This is a genomic window from Pseudomonas sp. RW407 (assembly GCF_003176655.1).
Taxonomy (GTDB): Bacteria; Pseudomonadota; Gammaproteobacteria; order Pseudomonadales; family Pseudomonadaceae; genus Pseudomonas; species Pseudomonas delhiensis.
The window spans coordinates 298,227-311,190 of the sequence record NZ_QGSL01000088.1; the positions used below are offsets into that span (position 1 = coordinate 298,227).

At 67.5% G+C, this 12,964-nt stretch carries 14 protein-coding genes; 6 read left to right on the forward strand and 8 right to left on the reverse strand.

Going from position 1 to position 12,964, the window contains the following annotated elements; all coding sequences use genetic code 11:
- The 4 genes from DK254_RS07940 to DK254_RS07955 form a co-directional block, all read right to left on the reverse strand.
- The coding region (locus DK254_RS07940) for a thioredoxin family protein (RefSeq protein ID WP_177412046.1) at positions 1-303 on the reverse strand (303 nt) is incomplete at its 3' end.
- A 62-nt stretch (positions 304-365) separates the two neighbouring features.
- Positions 366-779 (reverse strand): cupin domain-containing protein, encoded by a 414-nt coding sequence (locus DK254_RS07945; protein WP_109933342.1) that lies wholly within the window; start codon positions 777-779, stop codon positions 366-368.
- Between the two features lie 111 nt (positions 780-890).
- A complete protein-coding gene (ilvA, locus tag DK254_RS07950; protein ID WP_177412047.1) occupies positions 891-2,405 on the reverse strand; it encodes a threonine ammonia-lyase, biosynthetic in 1,515 nt (504 codons plus the stop codon).
- Between the two features lie 11 nt (positions 2,406-2,416).
- The gene (locus DK254_RS07955) at positions 2,417-2,845 is read right to left on the reverse strand and encodes an SgcJ/EcaC family oxidoreductase (protein ID WP_089394356.1); all 429 of its coding nucleotides are present in this window, start codon (positions 2,843-2,845) and stop codon (positions 2,417-2,419) included.
- Between the two features lie 537 nt (positions 2,846-3,382).
- On the opposite strand from DK254_RS07955, the gene DK254_RS34110 reads away from it, so the two are divergent.
- The gene (locus DK254_RS34110) at positions 3,383-3,547 is read left to right on the forward strand and encodes a hypothetical protein (RefSeq protein WP_158546406.1); all 165 of its coding nucleotides are present in this window, start codon (positions 3,383-3,385) and stop codon (positions 3,545-3,547) included.
- Between the two features lie 37 nt (positions 3,548-3,584).
- Here DK254_RS34110 and DK254_RS07960 read toward each other — a convergent pair whose 3' ends face one another.
- Positions 3,585-4,469, reverse strand: a complete 885-nt coding sequence (locus tag DK254_RS07960) for a Dyp-type peroxidase (RefSeq protein WP_109933344.1) — start codon at positions 4,467-4,469, stop codon at positions 3,585-3,587.
- A gap of 490 nt (positions 4,470-4,959) precedes the next feature.
- Between DK254_RS07960 and DK254_RS07965 the strand changes: the two genes are divergently transcribed.
- From DK254_RS07965 to DK254_RS07980, 4 genes are all read left to right on the forward strand, one after another.
- Positions 4,960-6,426 (forward strand): sodium:solute symporter family protein, encoded by a 1,467-nt coding sequence (locus DK254_RS07965; protein WP_109933345.1) that lies wholly within the window; start codon positions 4,960-4,962, stop codon positions 6,424-6,426.
- Between the two features lie 317 nt (positions 6,427-6,743).
- Positions 6,744-7,547 carry a 2,5-didehydrogluconate reductase DkgB gene (dkgB, locus tag DK254_RS07970; RefSeq protein WP_109933346.1) on the forward strand — a complete coding sequence of 268 codons (804 nt, stop codon included), beginning with the start codon at positions 6,744-6,746 and terminating at the stop codon, positions 7,545-7,547.
- 76 nt (positions 7,548-7,623) lie between these two features.
- On the forward strand, positions 7,624-8,388 hold the full coding sequence (locus tag DK254_RS07975; RefSeq protein ID WP_109933347.1) for an SDR family oxidoreductase: 765 nt from the start codon (positions 7,624-7,626) through the stop codon (positions 8,386-8,388).
- Positions 8,389-8,702: 314 nt separating this feature from the next.
- On the forward strand, positions 8,703-9,602 hold the full coding sequence (locus DK254_RS07980; protein WP_109933348.1) for a LysR family transcriptional regulator: 900 nt from the start codon (positions 8,703-8,705) through the stop codon (positions 9,600-9,602).
- On the opposite strand, the gene rhtA is transcribed toward DK254_RS07980, so the two are convergent.
- Positions 9,603-10,487, reverse strand: a complete 885-nt coding sequence (gene rhtA / locus DK254_RS07985; RefSeq protein WP_109933349.1) for a threonine/homoserine exporter RhtA — start codon at positions 10,485-10,487, stop codon at positions 9,603-9,605.
- Positions 10,488-10,537: 50 nt separating this feature from the next.
- Here rhtA and DK254_RS07990 point away from each other — a divergent pair, with 50 nt between their 5' ends.
- A complete protein-coding gene (locus tag DK254_RS07990) occupies positions 10,538-11,140 on the forward strand; it encodes a helix-turn-helix domain-containing protein (protein ID WP_177412035.1) in 603 nt (200 codons plus the stop codon).
- A 536-nt stretch (positions 11,141-11,676) separates the two neighbouring features.
- On the opposite strand, the gene DK254_RS07995 is transcribed toward DK254_RS07990, so the two are convergent.
- On the reverse strand, positions 11,677-11,901 hold the full coding sequence (locus DK254_RS07995; protein ID WP_074980397.1) for a hypothetical protein: 225 nt from the start codon (positions 11,899-11,901) through the stop codon (positions 11,677-11,679).
- Positions 11,902-12,334: 433 nt separating this feature from the next.
- Positions 12,335-12,703 carry a histone-like nucleoid-structuring protein, MvaT/MvaU family gene (locus DK254_RS08000; protein ID WP_109933351.1) on the reverse strand — a complete coding sequence of 123 codons (369 nt, stop codon included), beginning with the start codon at positions 12,701-12,703 and terminating at the stop codon, positions 12,335-12,337.
- Positions 12,704-12,964: the final 261 nt, after the last annotated feature.

Genomic DNA, 12,964 nt, shown 5'->3' on the forward strand with positions numbered 1-12,964 from the left:
CAGGTCGTCCTCGGCGCGGCCCTTGGAGATCACCGCCAGGTCGATGCGCGGCTGCCGGCGGCACAGCCAGTCCAGCGCGGTGACGTTGAGCTGGCAGTCCGGGCACCACATCTCGCCGGCCACCAGCAGGTGGTAGCGGCCTTGCACCGCGGCCAGGCGTTCGCCGGTGGCCGCGCCGATCAGGCCCGGTTCGTCGAGCCTTCGCTGCACCACCCGCACCGCGGCGATTTCCGCCGGCAGGCCGTGGGCGACGAAGGCGTCGAAGTTTTCGCCGATGGCGAAGAGTTCCTGGTAACTGGCCATGGCGGGCCCCTCGTTGACGGTCGACCGGGGCATCCCAGCAGAAATGGCCGGCGGCGGCAATCTCACTGTTTCAGCGGGGTCAGCACCGGGGCCTGCTCGTCCAGCAGCATCCACACCAGCAGCCTGGCCGGCTGCGTGGCGCTGGCGTTGCGCGAGACCAGGTGCGGCGTGTTGGCCGCCTCGTACCAGGACTGGCCGGCCTTGTAGGTCACCGGCGCCTGGCCCTGCAGCTGCGACACCACCGCGCCCTCCAGCACGTAGGCGAACACCGCGCCGGCATGCACGTGGGGCCCTGACGCCTCGCCGGGCTTGTAGCCGACCTCGATCAGCAGGCCCTTCTTGCCGGGGGCGTCGGGCAGCGCGTGTTCCTGCAGGGTGGCGATCTTCTCGTGGCCGCCGGCAAGGGCCAGCGCGGGCAGCGCCAGCACCAGGGCCAGGCCGGCGAGCAGCAGGTGGCGGGGGTTGCGGATGGACATGGGACGGCTCCTCGGGCCACGGGCCCCTTGGGTTGTGCCCCCAAGCTACCCCGGCCCCGGGGCCGGCCCAAGGGCCAATCGCGGCGAAGTTCGCCAGTCCACTGCCCTGCCCTAGCCGATGAACAGCCGGTACGCCGGGTTCTCGCTCTCGTCCCAGTAGCGGTAGCCGATGGCGTCCAGCACCGCGCCCAGCTCGCCACGCTCGTGCTCGGGCACCTGCAGGCCGGCCAGCACGCGGCCGTCGGCGGCGCCGTGGTTGCGGTAGTGGAACAGGCTGATGTTCCAGCGCCCGCCGAGCTTGCTGAGGAAGTTGAACAGCGCCCCCGGCCGCTCGGGGAACTCGAAGCGGAACAGCCGCTCCTGCTCCACCTGCGGCGCGCGGCCGCCGACCATGTGGCGGATGTGCAGCTTGGCGGCCTCGTTGTCGGTCAGGTCCAGCACCGGGAAGCCCTGCTCGCGCAGGCGCTCCACCAGGGCCGGGCGCGGGTCGTTCTGCGGGTGGGTCTGGATGCCGACGAAGATCTGCGCTTCCTCGCTGCGGTCGTAGCGGTAGTTGAACTCGGTGATCTGGCGCTTGCCCACCGCCTCGCAGAAGGCCTTGAAGCTGCCCGGGCGCTCGGGGATGGTCACCGCCAGGATGGCCTCGCGGCGCTCGCCCAGCTCGGCGCGCTCGGCCACGTGGCGCAGGCGGTCGAAGTTGATGTTGGCGCCGGAATCGATGGCCACCAGGGTCTGCCCCGCCGCGTCGTCGCGCTCGACGTAGCGCTTGATCCCGGCCACCGCCAGGGCGCCGGCGGGTTCGGTGATGGAGCGGGTGTCGTCGTAGATGTCCTTGATCGCCGCGCAGATTTCGTCGCTGCTGACGGTGATCACCTCGTCCACGTAATGGCGACACACCTCGAAGTTGTGCGCACCTATCTGCGCCACCGCCACGCCATCGGCGAAGATGCCCACCTGCGGCAGCACCACGCGCTCGCCGGCCACCAGGGCGGCCTGCAGGCAGTTGGAGTCGTCCGGCTCGACGCCGATGACCTTCACCTCCGGGCGCAGGTACTTCACGTAGGCGGCGATGCCGGCGATCAGGCTGCCGCCGCCCACCGGCACGAAGATGGCGTCCAGGCGCCCGGGGTGCTGGCGGAGGATTTCCATGGCCACGGTGCCCTGGCCGGCGATCACGTCCGGGTCGTCGTAGGGCGGCACGAAGGTATAGCCGTGGGCCTCGGCCAGTTGCAGGGCGTGGGCCAGGGCCTCGGGGAAGGCGTCGCCGTGCAGCACCACCTCGCCGCCGCGGGACAGCACGCCCTGGACCTTCAGCTCGGGGGTGGTGCGCGGCATGACGATGGTCGCGCTCACGCCCAGTTCCTTCGCCGCCAGCGCCAGGCCCTGGGCGTGGTTGCCGGCGGAAGCGGCGATCACCCCGCGCGCCCGCTCCGCCGCGCTCAGCTGCGCCAGCTTGTTGTAGGCGCCGCGCAGCTTGAAAGAGAACACCGGTTGCAGGTCCTCGCGCTTGAGCAGCACCTGGCAGCCCAGGCGCTCGGAAAGCTGCCGCGCGCCCTGCAGCGGGGTTTCGATGGCCACGTCGTAGACCGGCGCGGCGAGGATCTTGCGCACGTATTCCTTGAGCAGCGCGTCCTGGCTCATGCCCGCGCCTCCCGGGTTCGGCCGCCGGCCGGCAGGCCGTCGAGCAGGTCGGCGCCGTAGGAATTGTCGACCGCGCAGCGCCACTGGCCGTCGGCCTCGCGGCGGAACACGTAGGTGGCCTTGCGCGCCTGCACCTGCGGGCCCTCGTCGGTCTCGCCGGCCACCAGGGTGCGCGCCAGCACCAGCGCGGTGTCGCCCGCCTCCAGCACCTCCATGGCGGCCTGGCGTACCTGCAGGCTGCCGTGGAAGTACTGGTCGATGGTCTCAAAGGCGCGGCGGATCTGCGCCTTGCCGCAGACGCTCAGGCCCGGACGCAGCACCAGGGTGGCGTCGTCGGTGTAGAAGTCCATGAGGGGCTCGAACTGCCGGGCGTTGATCAGTCGATCCGCCTGTTCGATGGCCTGGGTCACACGGTGGGGGCTCATTGCCTGTCTCCTGCTGGGCTCTTTTTCGGCGCCCTGGAGACAGTCATGAAAAACCCGCCTCTAGGGCGGGTTCGGTGGACGTCGGCTAACCCGCCAATTGCGTAATGGCGGTAATAATGATTCGGCCGAGGTTCAGGGATGTGCGGGTCATGGCGGCCAACTTAGGCGAAGCCGGGGGCGGCCGTCAAGCGCCGGTCGCAGTGACGGGCCAGCGGCGTCGCCGGGGCTAGCGCGGCCGGGTGGGCGATCAGACGTCTGACAGACAGGGCTGCGTCAATTTCAAGCGTGACGGGAACGGTCGCGATCTTCTGCGGTCTTTCGGGGATAGGACTGGAAAACGGCCTGGACGAAATCAGATTGCCAGCGTCGCCGCGCCATAGTCAGATTTACGACGCCGAATTGGAGCGAAATGCATCGTTCGCCGGATGTCGCCATAAGTTTGACGAACCGGCGACTGGCAGGCTCTCCAGGCCCAACCATACTGTCGATACCGCTCAACGCAGGGATCGCCCAGACACGAACAGGGAGAAGTCCTTCGTGCAGAACTTCCTTCATCACTATCGAAACGCCTACCGCAAGCTGCGCAACCTGCATTGCAACGGCCTCACCGCCATGCACCGGGCCTTCCGCTACGCGGCCTTCGGCAGCACCGGCCGCTTCGTCAACGGCTACACGCAGATGCGCATCCACCTCAGCCGCTGAGCAGGCGGGCACCCGCCGCGGCGGGTGCCCGGGCGCCTCAACCCAGCAGCGCGCTCAGGTCCAGACCGGCCGCGCCGCGCGGGGGGCACCAGTAGTAGCCGCCGCTGAGCGGGCGGCTGAAGCGGTACAGGGCATCGACGATGCCGTCCTCCAGGCCGCTCATGCGCCGCAGCTGCACCTCGAAGGCATCCAGGGTACGGCCGAAGGCCAGGAACATCAGGCCGGCGTCGCTGCCCGCGGTCCAGGGCATGGAGCGGCGCACCACGAAGGCCTCGGGCTCGAAGCTCTCCTGGGCGGTGCGCTTGACGTGGGCGGACTCGGGCGCCTCGTCCAGTTCCTCGTTGTCGCGCTTGCGCCGGCCGATGATGTCGTCCTGCTCGGCCTGGGGCAGCGCGGCGAAGACCTGCAGCTGGTGGCGCCACTGCTGGAGGGCGGCGAAACTGCCGCCGTCCAGGCCGGCACCGGCGCCGGCGACCACCGCCGCGGCCACTGCGTCGTCGTCCTGGGGGTTCTCGGTGCCGTCCTCGTAGCCGGTCAGGTCCAGGCCGGCGCCGTGGCGGAAGGCCTCGACCCTATCTGCGAGAACCAGCGCCGGCGCCAGCTCGCGCTCCAGCTCATGGGTGCGCAGCAGCAGCTCGCCGCGTTCCTCGCCGCGCAGCCACAGCCACAGGGCGTGCTGGGTGGAAGGGTTGTCGACGCCGGCGCCGGCCAGCGCCGGGAACTCGCGCAGCCCCGCGACCTGGCGGCCCAGCGCGCGCACCAGCGATTCGCCGAAGCCGACCACCACGGCCTCGCCATCGGCCAGGCGCAGCAGGCGGTCGAGGGCGGCCGGCAGGTGCTCGGCAGCCTGCAGGTCGAAGAACAGGTGGCGGGCGTGGGCGGGCACCGGGGTGGCGAGAATGCCGGGCTGGTAGAGGCTCATGGGGCGTCCTTGTGCGAAAAAGCCGCGATTCTACTGGCTGGCGGCGGTTTTCCATACCCGCCGGGTCAATGCGCGGCGCAGGCCGGCGCCCCCTGGACGAAAGCGGGAGGCCCCAGGGCGCGGGCATGACCTGGACGCAACAGTCACGAAACGCCTTCCAGGTCACGCCCGACCGGCACGATCGTTGTTCTTATCGAACACCAGCTGTCAAATATTTCTGACTACCGGCACAGAGCAACCTCACTAAATCAAACAGTTGGGCGAATCAAGACAGCACGCCTGTCATTTTTTTCATTCAATCGCTCTGTAATTGTTTGACATATTTTACGTCTTTGGCAGACTGCTCGCCCGTTGCGTCCCGGCCGGCAGCCCCTCCTGCCGACCGGGCCTGGCGCAAGCCGGGCCGCCAAGTCCAAAAACAAAAACCTGCCAGTCTGCGCCTCCCTACCCCGCCGCGCGCACCTGGCCAGCCAATGGAAAGAACGAACAAATGCTGATCTGGTTTGTCGGGATCTACCTGCTGATTACGGTCATCGTCGGCTTCTACGCCGCGACCCGCGTGCACAACTCCTCGGACTACGCAGCGGCCGGCCGCAGCATGTCCTTCCCCCTGGTCGTGACCATGGTGTTCGCCACCTGGTTCGGCTCCGAAGCCGTCCTGGGCATTCCCGCCACCTTCCTCCAGGAAGGCTTCGCCGGGATCATCGAAGACCCCTTCGGCTCCTTCGGCTGCCTGATGCTGGTGGGCCTGGTGTTCGCCCGCCCGCTGTACCGCATGAACCTGATGACCATCGGTGACTTCTTCCGCAAGCGCTTCGGCCAGCACGTGGAAATCTTCACCAGCCTGGTGATCATCATTTCCTACATGGGCTGGGTCGCCGCCCAGCTGACCGCGCTGGGCGTGTGCTTCAGCGTGCTCTCCGACGGCGCCATCAGCACCACCCAGGGCATGCTGCTGGGCACCGTGATCGTGCTGCTGCACACCCTGTTCGGCGGCATGTGGTCCGTGGCCCTGACCGATTTCCTGCAGATGATCATCATCGTCTGCGGCCTGTGCTACCTGGTCTGGCTGATCGGCGACATGGCCGGCGGCCCGCAGGTGGTGATCAGCCACGCCGCGGCCGAAGGCAAGTTCCACTTCCTGCAGGGCACCTCGGCCAAGGACATAGTCGCCTTCCTCGGCGCGGCGGTGACCATGATGTTCGGCTCCATCCCGCAGCAGGACGTGTACGCCCGGGTGATGTCGGCCAAGACCGAGAAGATCGCCTCGCGCGCCACCATGACCGGTGCCTGCTGCTACCTGGTGTTCTGCATGCTGCCGATCTTCCTGACCTACGCCGCGTCGATGATCGACCCGCAGATGGTCCAGCACTGGCTGAACGAGGACGCCCAGCAGATCCTGCCGCACCTGATCATGGAGCGCACCCCGATGTTCGCCCAGATCATGTTCTTCGGCGCCCTGCTCTCGGCGATCATGTCCTCGGCCTCCGGCGCCCTGCTGGCCCCCTCGGTGACCCTCACCGAGAACATCCTCAAGCCCATGCTGCCGCACCTGAACGACCACCAGGCGCTGAAGCTGATGCGCGCCAGCGTGCTGGCCATGACCATCGCCACCTGCGTGTTCGCCCTGTACTCCAACGCCAGCATCTACGAGATGGTCGGCAACGCCTACAAGGTGACCCTGGTCGCCGCCGTGGTGCCGCTGTTCTTCGGCCTGTTCTGGAAGCGCGCCACCACCCAGGGCGCCCTGACCGCCATCGCCTGCGGCCTGATCGGCTGGATCTCGCTGGAAATGGGCCACCAGGAAGGCGACTTCTGGCCGCCGCAGCTGGTGGGCCTGATCTGCAGCGCCTTCGGCATGATCATCGGCTCCCTGGCCCCGCAGTTCAGCAAGAACCACGGCGACCACACCGAGACCCTGACCGAGCAGGCCGCGGCGGCCGCCGCCGGCAACTGAGCCTCGGGCTTTTCTTTTGCGCGCTCTTCGTAGGAGCGAGCTTGCTCGCGAACAAACGCGGTGCCATGCGGTTCGCGAGCAAGCTCGCTCCTACGAAAAGCCGTGCGATAGCCGGAATCACCGGCGCGATTCGCGGATGAGATCCCCGCACCATTCCCCTGCAGGAGCGCGCCCTGCGCGCGAAATCGCGGGCAGGGCCTGCTCCTACAATTCGTGACTTCACAGCAACTATCCTTTGCCGCTACCGGCGTTTTTCTCAGCAGTGCCTCCCGGGATACTAAGCTCCAGTACAACCCATCCCCCCACTGGAGATTCCCATGAGCATTCCCGACCTCGGCCTCGGCACCTTCCGCCTCAAGGACCAGGTGGTCATCGACTCGGTGTCCACCGCGCTGGAGCTGGGCTACCGCGCCATCGACACCGCGCAGATCTACGGCAACGAGGCCGAGGTCGGCCGGGCCGTGCTGGCCAGCGGCGTGCCCCGCGGCGAGCTGTACCTGACCACCAAGGTGTGGACCGAGAACCTCTCCCGCGACCGGCTGGTCCCCAGCCTGGAGGAGAGCCTGTGCCAGCTGAAGACCGACTATGTCGACCTCTGCCTGATCCACTGGCCCTCGCCGGGCGGCGCGGTGCCGGTCGCCGAGTACATGGAGGCCCTGGCCGAAGCCAAGTCGAGCGGCCTGGCCCGCGAGATCGGCGTGTCCAACTTCACCCTGGCGCTGATGCAGCAGGCCATCGACGTGGTCGGCGCCGGCGAGATCGCCACCAACCAGGTGGAGCTGCACCCCTACCTGCAGAACCGCAAGGTCGCCGACTTCGCCAAGCGCCACGGCATCCGCATCACCTCCTACATGACTCTGGGCTACGGCAAGGTGCTGGGCGACGCGGTGATCGGCGAGATCGCCCAGCGCCATGGCGCCACCCCGGCGCAGGTGGTGCTGGCCTGGGCCATGCAGCTGGGCTACGCGGTGATCCCCTCCTCCACCAGGCGCGCCAACCTGGCGAGCAACCTCGCCGCCCGCGAGCTGAGCCTGAGCGAGGCGGACATGGCCGCCATCGCCGGCCTGGAGCGCAACGAGCGCATCACCAGCCCGGCCGGCCTGGCCCCGGCCTGGGACTGAAAGCGGCGGCTTGCGCCTCGGCCACGGCACGGGTAAATGTCGTGGCCGCCACTTTCGCTTCGAACAGGAGAACACCATGGATCTTGGAATCGCAGGACGCTGGGCACTGGTCTGCGCCGCCAGCAAGGGCCTGGGCAAGGGCTGCGCCAGGGCGCTGGCCGGCGAAGGCGTGAACCTGGTGATCAACGCCCGCGGCGCCGAGGCCCTGGAGGCCACCGCCGCGGAACTGCGCCGGCACGCGCCGGGCGTGGAGGTGCGCTGCGTGCCCGGCGACGTGGGCCAGGCGGAGGTCCGCGCGGCGCTGCTGGCGGCCTGCCCGCAGGTGGACATCCTGGTCAACAACGCCGGCGGCCCGCCGCCCGGCGATTTCCGCGCCTGGGGCCGCGAGGAATGGCTGGGCGCCCTGGAGCTGAACATGCTCACCCCCATCGAGCTGATCAAGGCCACGGTGGACGGCATGGCCGAGCGCGGCTTCGGCCGGGTGGTGAACATCACCTCCTCGGCGGTGAAGGCGCCCATCGACATCCTCGGCCTGTCCAACGGCGCGCGCAGCGGCCTCACCGGCTTCGTCGCAGGCCTTGCCCGCCAGCCGCGCCTGGCCTCGCGCAACGTCACGCTCAACGCGCTGCTGCCCGGCTCCTTCGACACCGACCGCCTGCGCAAGGGCCTGGGCGACGACCAGGGCAAGCTCCAGCAGTGGCTGCAGGCGATCCCCGCCGGGCGCTTCGGCACGGCGGAGGAGTTCGGCGCCTTCTGCGCCTTCATCTGCAGCGCCCATGCGGGGTATCTCACCGGGCAGAATCTGTTGCTGGATGGCGGGGCTTATCCAGGGACGTTCTGAGTGGCGGCTTTACTTGTAGGAGCGAGCTTGCTCGCGAACGGGGCTTCGCCGGCAATCTCGGTACTTGGCCTGAAGAACACCCTCTCCCTAACCCTCTCCCTGAAGGGAGAGGGGACCGTTCGGAGCGGTTGGGTTTTCCAGAGTCAGCCGGCAGCTCCAGAGTTGCCGGTTGACATCAAATCCTCTCTCAGCACGGACAAGCCCCCTCTCCCTTCAGGGAGAGGGCTGGGGAGAGGGAACGGAGTCAACCCCATGCACCACCCCCACCGGCAAACACCATTCGCGAGCTAGAAGCAGCCACCGACAGGCCCCCAATGAAAGTCCAATCCGACGAACTGCGCACCTTCACCACCGTCATCGACAGCGGCTCCATCACCGCCGCCGCCGACCAGCTCGGCCTCACCGCCTCGGCGGTGAGCCGCACCCTGGCTCGCCTGGAGGACAAGCTCGGCACCACCCTGCTCAACCGCACCACGCGGCGCATGAAGCTCACCGAGGAGGGCCAGCTCTTCCTCGACAGCGCGCGGCACATCCTGGCGCAGATGGAGGACCTGGAGGAACGCCTGGCGCTGCGCCGGCAACGGCCGGCCGGGCGCCTGCGGATCAATGCTGCCTCGCCCTTCATGCTGCACGCCGTGGTGCCGCACATCGGCGCCTTCCGCGAGCAGTACCCGGACATCGAGCTGCAGCTGAACACCAACGACCTGAACATCGACCTGCTGGAACAGAGCACCGACATCGCCATCCGCATCGGCACCCTCAGCGACTCGACGCTGCATGCCCGGCCGCTGGGCAGCAGCCGCCTGAACCTGCTGGCCAGCCCGGCCTACCTGGCGCGGCACGGCGCGCCGCAGAGTGTGGAGGACCTGGCGCGGCACAGTCTGCTCGGCTTCACCCAGCCGGAGAGCCTGAACATCTGGCCGCTGCGCCACGCCGGCGGCGAGAGCCTGGCCATCACCCCCAGTCTCTCCGCCTCCAGCGGCGAGACGCTGCGCCAGCTGGCCCTGGCCGGCCAGGGCATCGCCTGCCTGGCGGGCTTCATGACCTGCCACGACATCGCCGCCGGGCGCCTGGTCAAGGTGCTGCCGGAGTGGGTGCGCGAGCAGCACCAGCCGATCAACGCGGTGTACTACCGCAACTCGCAGCTGGCGCTGCGCATCCAGTGCTTCCTGGACTTCATCCAGGAACGGCTGGCGGCGACGCTCGGCGCCTGATCAGTCCGCCGCCACGCTGGCGGCCGCCGGCTTCGGCTGGCTGGTCAGGGTGGTGCCCACCGAGGCGACCATGATCGCAGCGATGGCCAGCCATTGCAGCGAGGTCAGCTGCTCGCCGAGGAACACCAGGCCGGACAGCGCCGCGAAGGCCGGCTCGATGCTCATCAGGGTGCCGAAGGTGCGCGCCGGCAGGCGCGTCAGGGCGATCATCTCCAGGGTGTAGGGCAAGGCGCTGGAGAGCACCGCCACGCCCAGCAGCGCCGGGATCAGCTGCAGGTCGAACAGCGCGGCGCCCGAATGCGCCAGGCCGACGGGGAAGATGCACAGCGCCGCGATGGTCACGCCCATGGCCGCCGTCTGGGTACCGTGGTCGTTGCCGGCGCGCTGGCCGAAGAGGATGTACATTGCCCAGCAGGCCCCGGCGCCCAGGGCCAGCGCGGCGCCCAGCGGGTCGACGCCGTGGCCGAGGTCGCCGACGGGCAGCAGCAGCCACAGGCCGAGCACGGCGATGGCGATCCACAGGAAGTCGATGGGCTTGCGCGAGAAGTACAGCGCCACCGCCAGCGGCCCGGTGAACTCCAGGGCCACGCCGACGCCCAGGGGGATGGTGCGCAGGGCCATGTAGAACATCAGGTTCATGCAGCCCAGGGTGATGCCGTAGGCCAGCAGCGGGCCCCAGGAGCCGCGCGCGACGGGCTTGCGCCAGGGGCGCAGCACGGCGAGCAGGATGATGGCGGCGAACAGCAGGCGCATGGCCGTCACGCCCTGGGCGCCGAGCACCGGGAACAGGCTCTTGGCCAAGGCCGCGCCGCCCTGGATCGAGGCCATGGCGACCAGCAGCAGGGCGACCGGGAAGAACAGCGTGGCGAAACGGGAACGCGGCATGGGGGCAGACCAAAAGGGTTGAAATGTGGCCAGGGACCTGGCGTATGCTTATGTGCAACATAATGCGCAAAACCGGCCGAATGAGCAATATATTGCCCAACACCAATGAACGCCCCAGCGTGCTCGTCCACGTCGCCGACAACGTCAAGACCCTGCGCCGCGCCGCGGGGCTGAGCCAGGACGCCCTGGCCAAGGCCAGCGGCGTCAGCCGACGCATGCTGGTCGGCATCGAGAGCGGCGACACCAACGTTAGCCTGGCCACCCTCGACCGCATCGCCGCGGCCCTTGTGGTGACCTTCGCCGACCTGGTGCGCGCGCCCCAGGCCGGCGACCTCGCCCGCGTCGACGTGGTGGCCTGGGCCGGCCGCCAGGCCGACAGCCGCGGCACCCTGCTGGCCAGCACCCCGGCCAGGGGTCAGGCCGAGTTGTGGCACTGGGCCCTGGCCCCGGGCGACAGCTACGACGCCGAACCCGACGCCGAAGGCTGGTACGACATGGTCTACGTCATCGAGGGCCACCTGACCCTGGAGATCGACGGCCAGCGCTGGGAAGTGGCCAGCGGCGGCTTCCACGTGTTCAAGAGCAACCAGCGGTTCTCCTACCGGAACCTGGGCGACAGCCTGTTGCGCTTCGTGCGCAATGTGGTGAATTGAGGGGCTTTTCGTAGGAGCGAGCTTGCTCGCGAACAGAGTTGGCTGGGGATTGCAGGTGCTGGGGTTGAGAGCGCCCTCTCCCTAACCCTCTCCCTGAAGGGAGAGGGGACCGTTCGGAGCGGTTGGGTTTTCCAGAGTCAGCCGGTAACTCTGGAGTTGCCGGCTGACATCAAATCCTCTCTCGGCACGGACTAGCCCCCTCTCCCTTCAGGGCGGGGCGCGCAGCCGAGGGCTGGGGAGAGGGTTGCGGGGCCAACCCAATACGCCATAACCGCCGGTGAGCACCGTTCGCGAGCAAGCTCGCTCCTACGAAAAGCCCCCCACCCAGCAACGAAAAAGGCCCGCCGAGCAGACTGCGTGAAAACCTCAGGATCGGTCCCACTGGTTAAAAAACAACCTGGATTTCGCGTTTCTACGTGGATTCTGGATTGGCTGAATAGCCAAGCCTCTTCAGATTTCACGTAGGAACGCGCTCTTCGAAGAGCCGCTCGGTTTTTCACACAGTCTGATCGGCGGGGCTTTTCGTCGGGTGCCGGTCAGGCGGCCAGGGTGCTCTGCACGCGGGCGATGACGGCCTGCAGCGGCTCTGCGGCCTGATACTGCTGCGGGTAGAGCCGCTCGCTGTGGCAGGCGATGCCGTGCTCGTCCACCAGGGCGAAGCTGAAGCTGTCCTTGCGCGGTGCCAGGATGATGCAGTTGAGCGGGGCGAAAGCTGCCTTGAGGGTGCGGATCGCCTCCTGGATCTGAGTGCTTTTTTTCATATTGTCTTTCTTCCAAATAGTCACGGTCCTATGACCGCGTGAAACGTAAAAAACTCCGGTCGAACGCAGAATGCGTGATATCCATGACCGGAATGTGGCAGCGAATGAAAACTCGAAGGGTCTTTCGAGGGCGCCATGGCGGGAGAATACGCCAGCCCCCGAAGTTCGGGCTTGCCAAATATGTAAGGACGATTTGCTGCGTTCTCAAGAGGGAACGCTGGATACGCCTGCCAGTGACTGGCTGCTGGCCGTGGCCCTGTGTATCCCGACTGCGGCGCCCTGGTTGGGGTGGGTGGCGTCGGGAGGGGCGACCTGAAGTTCATGACTCGCGGCGGCATTATCCGGGTGTTGGCCGGGCCTTTCAAGTGCGAGTCGTCAGCGGATGTTTCCGCGAAAGTTCCCGCGGCGGCTTCGGCCGCCGCGGGACGGGGCATCACTTCTGCAGCCAGGACTCCACGGTCTCGGCGCCGTACTGCTGTTTCCAGGCCTTCAGGGTCTTGTGGTTGCCACCCTTGGTCTCGACCACTTCGCCGTTGTGCGGGTTCTTGTACACCTTAAGCTGGCGGCTGCGGCGCGGGGCGCTGGCGGCCGGCGCGGCGGCGGCGTTGTTGGCGGTGCCCTGCGGATCGAGGATGTCGATGACGTTGCGCAGGTTCATGCCGTATTCGTCCATCAGGGCCTGCAGCTGATCCTTGAATTCCAGTTCCTTCTTCAGGGAACTGTCGTTCTTCAGCTTTTCCAGCAGGGCCAGTTGTTCTTTGAGCAGGCGTTCGGCTTCACGGAATTCCGCGAGTTTGGACATGTTTGCACTCCAGGGCAGGTCATTCCGAAACGGATATCGGTGCGCAGCTGTTCGGCGACCATTGTGTTCGGAAAGTTATGTGGGCGGCGAATTATTAATTTAAATAAGCGGGCGACGCAATAATTAATCTTCGACCGGGTACTTTTCGCCGCAATGCAAAGGTCCTTCCCAATGTATGGGTTTATCGCCATGGCGCGAATCGCGGATAATCGCGCCCATCAACTAGATGGCGGTTCGCCATGGGTTCCGCCGATATCTTGC

What these genes read in the sequence shown, in the direction of transcription:
- DK254_RS07965 (WP_109933345.1), top strand. Translation starts at nt 4,960, where the DNA reads ATGCTGATCTGGTTTGTCGGGATCTACCTGCTGATTACGGTCATCGTC.
- DK254_RS07960 (WP_109933344.1), bottom strand. Translation starts at nt 4,469, where the DNA reads ATGAGCCTCTACCAGCCCGGCATTCTCGCCACCCCGGTGCCCGCCCAC.
- DK254_RS07995 (WP_074980397.1), bottom strand. Translation starts at nt 11,901, where the DNA reads ATGAAAAAAAGCACTCAGATCCAGGAGGCGATCCGCACCCTCAAGGCA.
- DK254_RS07990 (WP_177412035.1), top strand. Translation starts at nt 10,538, where the DNA reads ATGTGCAACATAATGCGCAAAACCGGCCGAATGAGCAATATATTGCCC.
- DK254_RS07945 (WP_109933342.1), bottom strand. Translation starts at nt 779, where the DNA reads ATGTCCATCCGCAACCCCCGCCACCTGCTGCTCGCCGGCCTGGCCCTG.
- DK254_RS08000 (WP_109933351.1), bottom strand. Translation starts at nt 12,703, where the DNA reads ATGTCCAAACTCGCGGAATTCCGTGAAGCCGAACGCCTGCTCAAAGAA.
- rhtA (WP_109933349.1), bottom strand. Translation starts at nt 10,487, where the DNA reads ATGCCGCGTTCCCGTTTCGCCACGCTGTTCTTCCCGGTCGCCCTGCTG.
- DK254_RS07955 (WP_089394356.1), bottom strand. Translation starts at nt 2,845, where the DNA reads ATGAGCCCCCACCGTGTGACCCAGGCCATCGAACAGGCGGATCGACTG.
- dkgB (WP_109933346.1), top strand. Translation starts at nt 6,744, where the DNA reads ATGAGCATTCCCGACCTCGGCCTCGGCACCTTCCGCCTCAAGGACCAG.
- DK254_RS07980 (WP_109933348.1), top strand. Translation starts at nt 8,703, where the DNA reads ATGAAAGTCCAATCCGACGAACTGCGCACCTTCACCACCGTCATCGAC.
- DK254_RS07975 (WP_109933347.1), top strand. Translation starts at nt 7,624, where the DNA reads ATGGATCTTGGAATCGCAGGACGCTGGGCACTGGTCTGCGCCGCCAGC.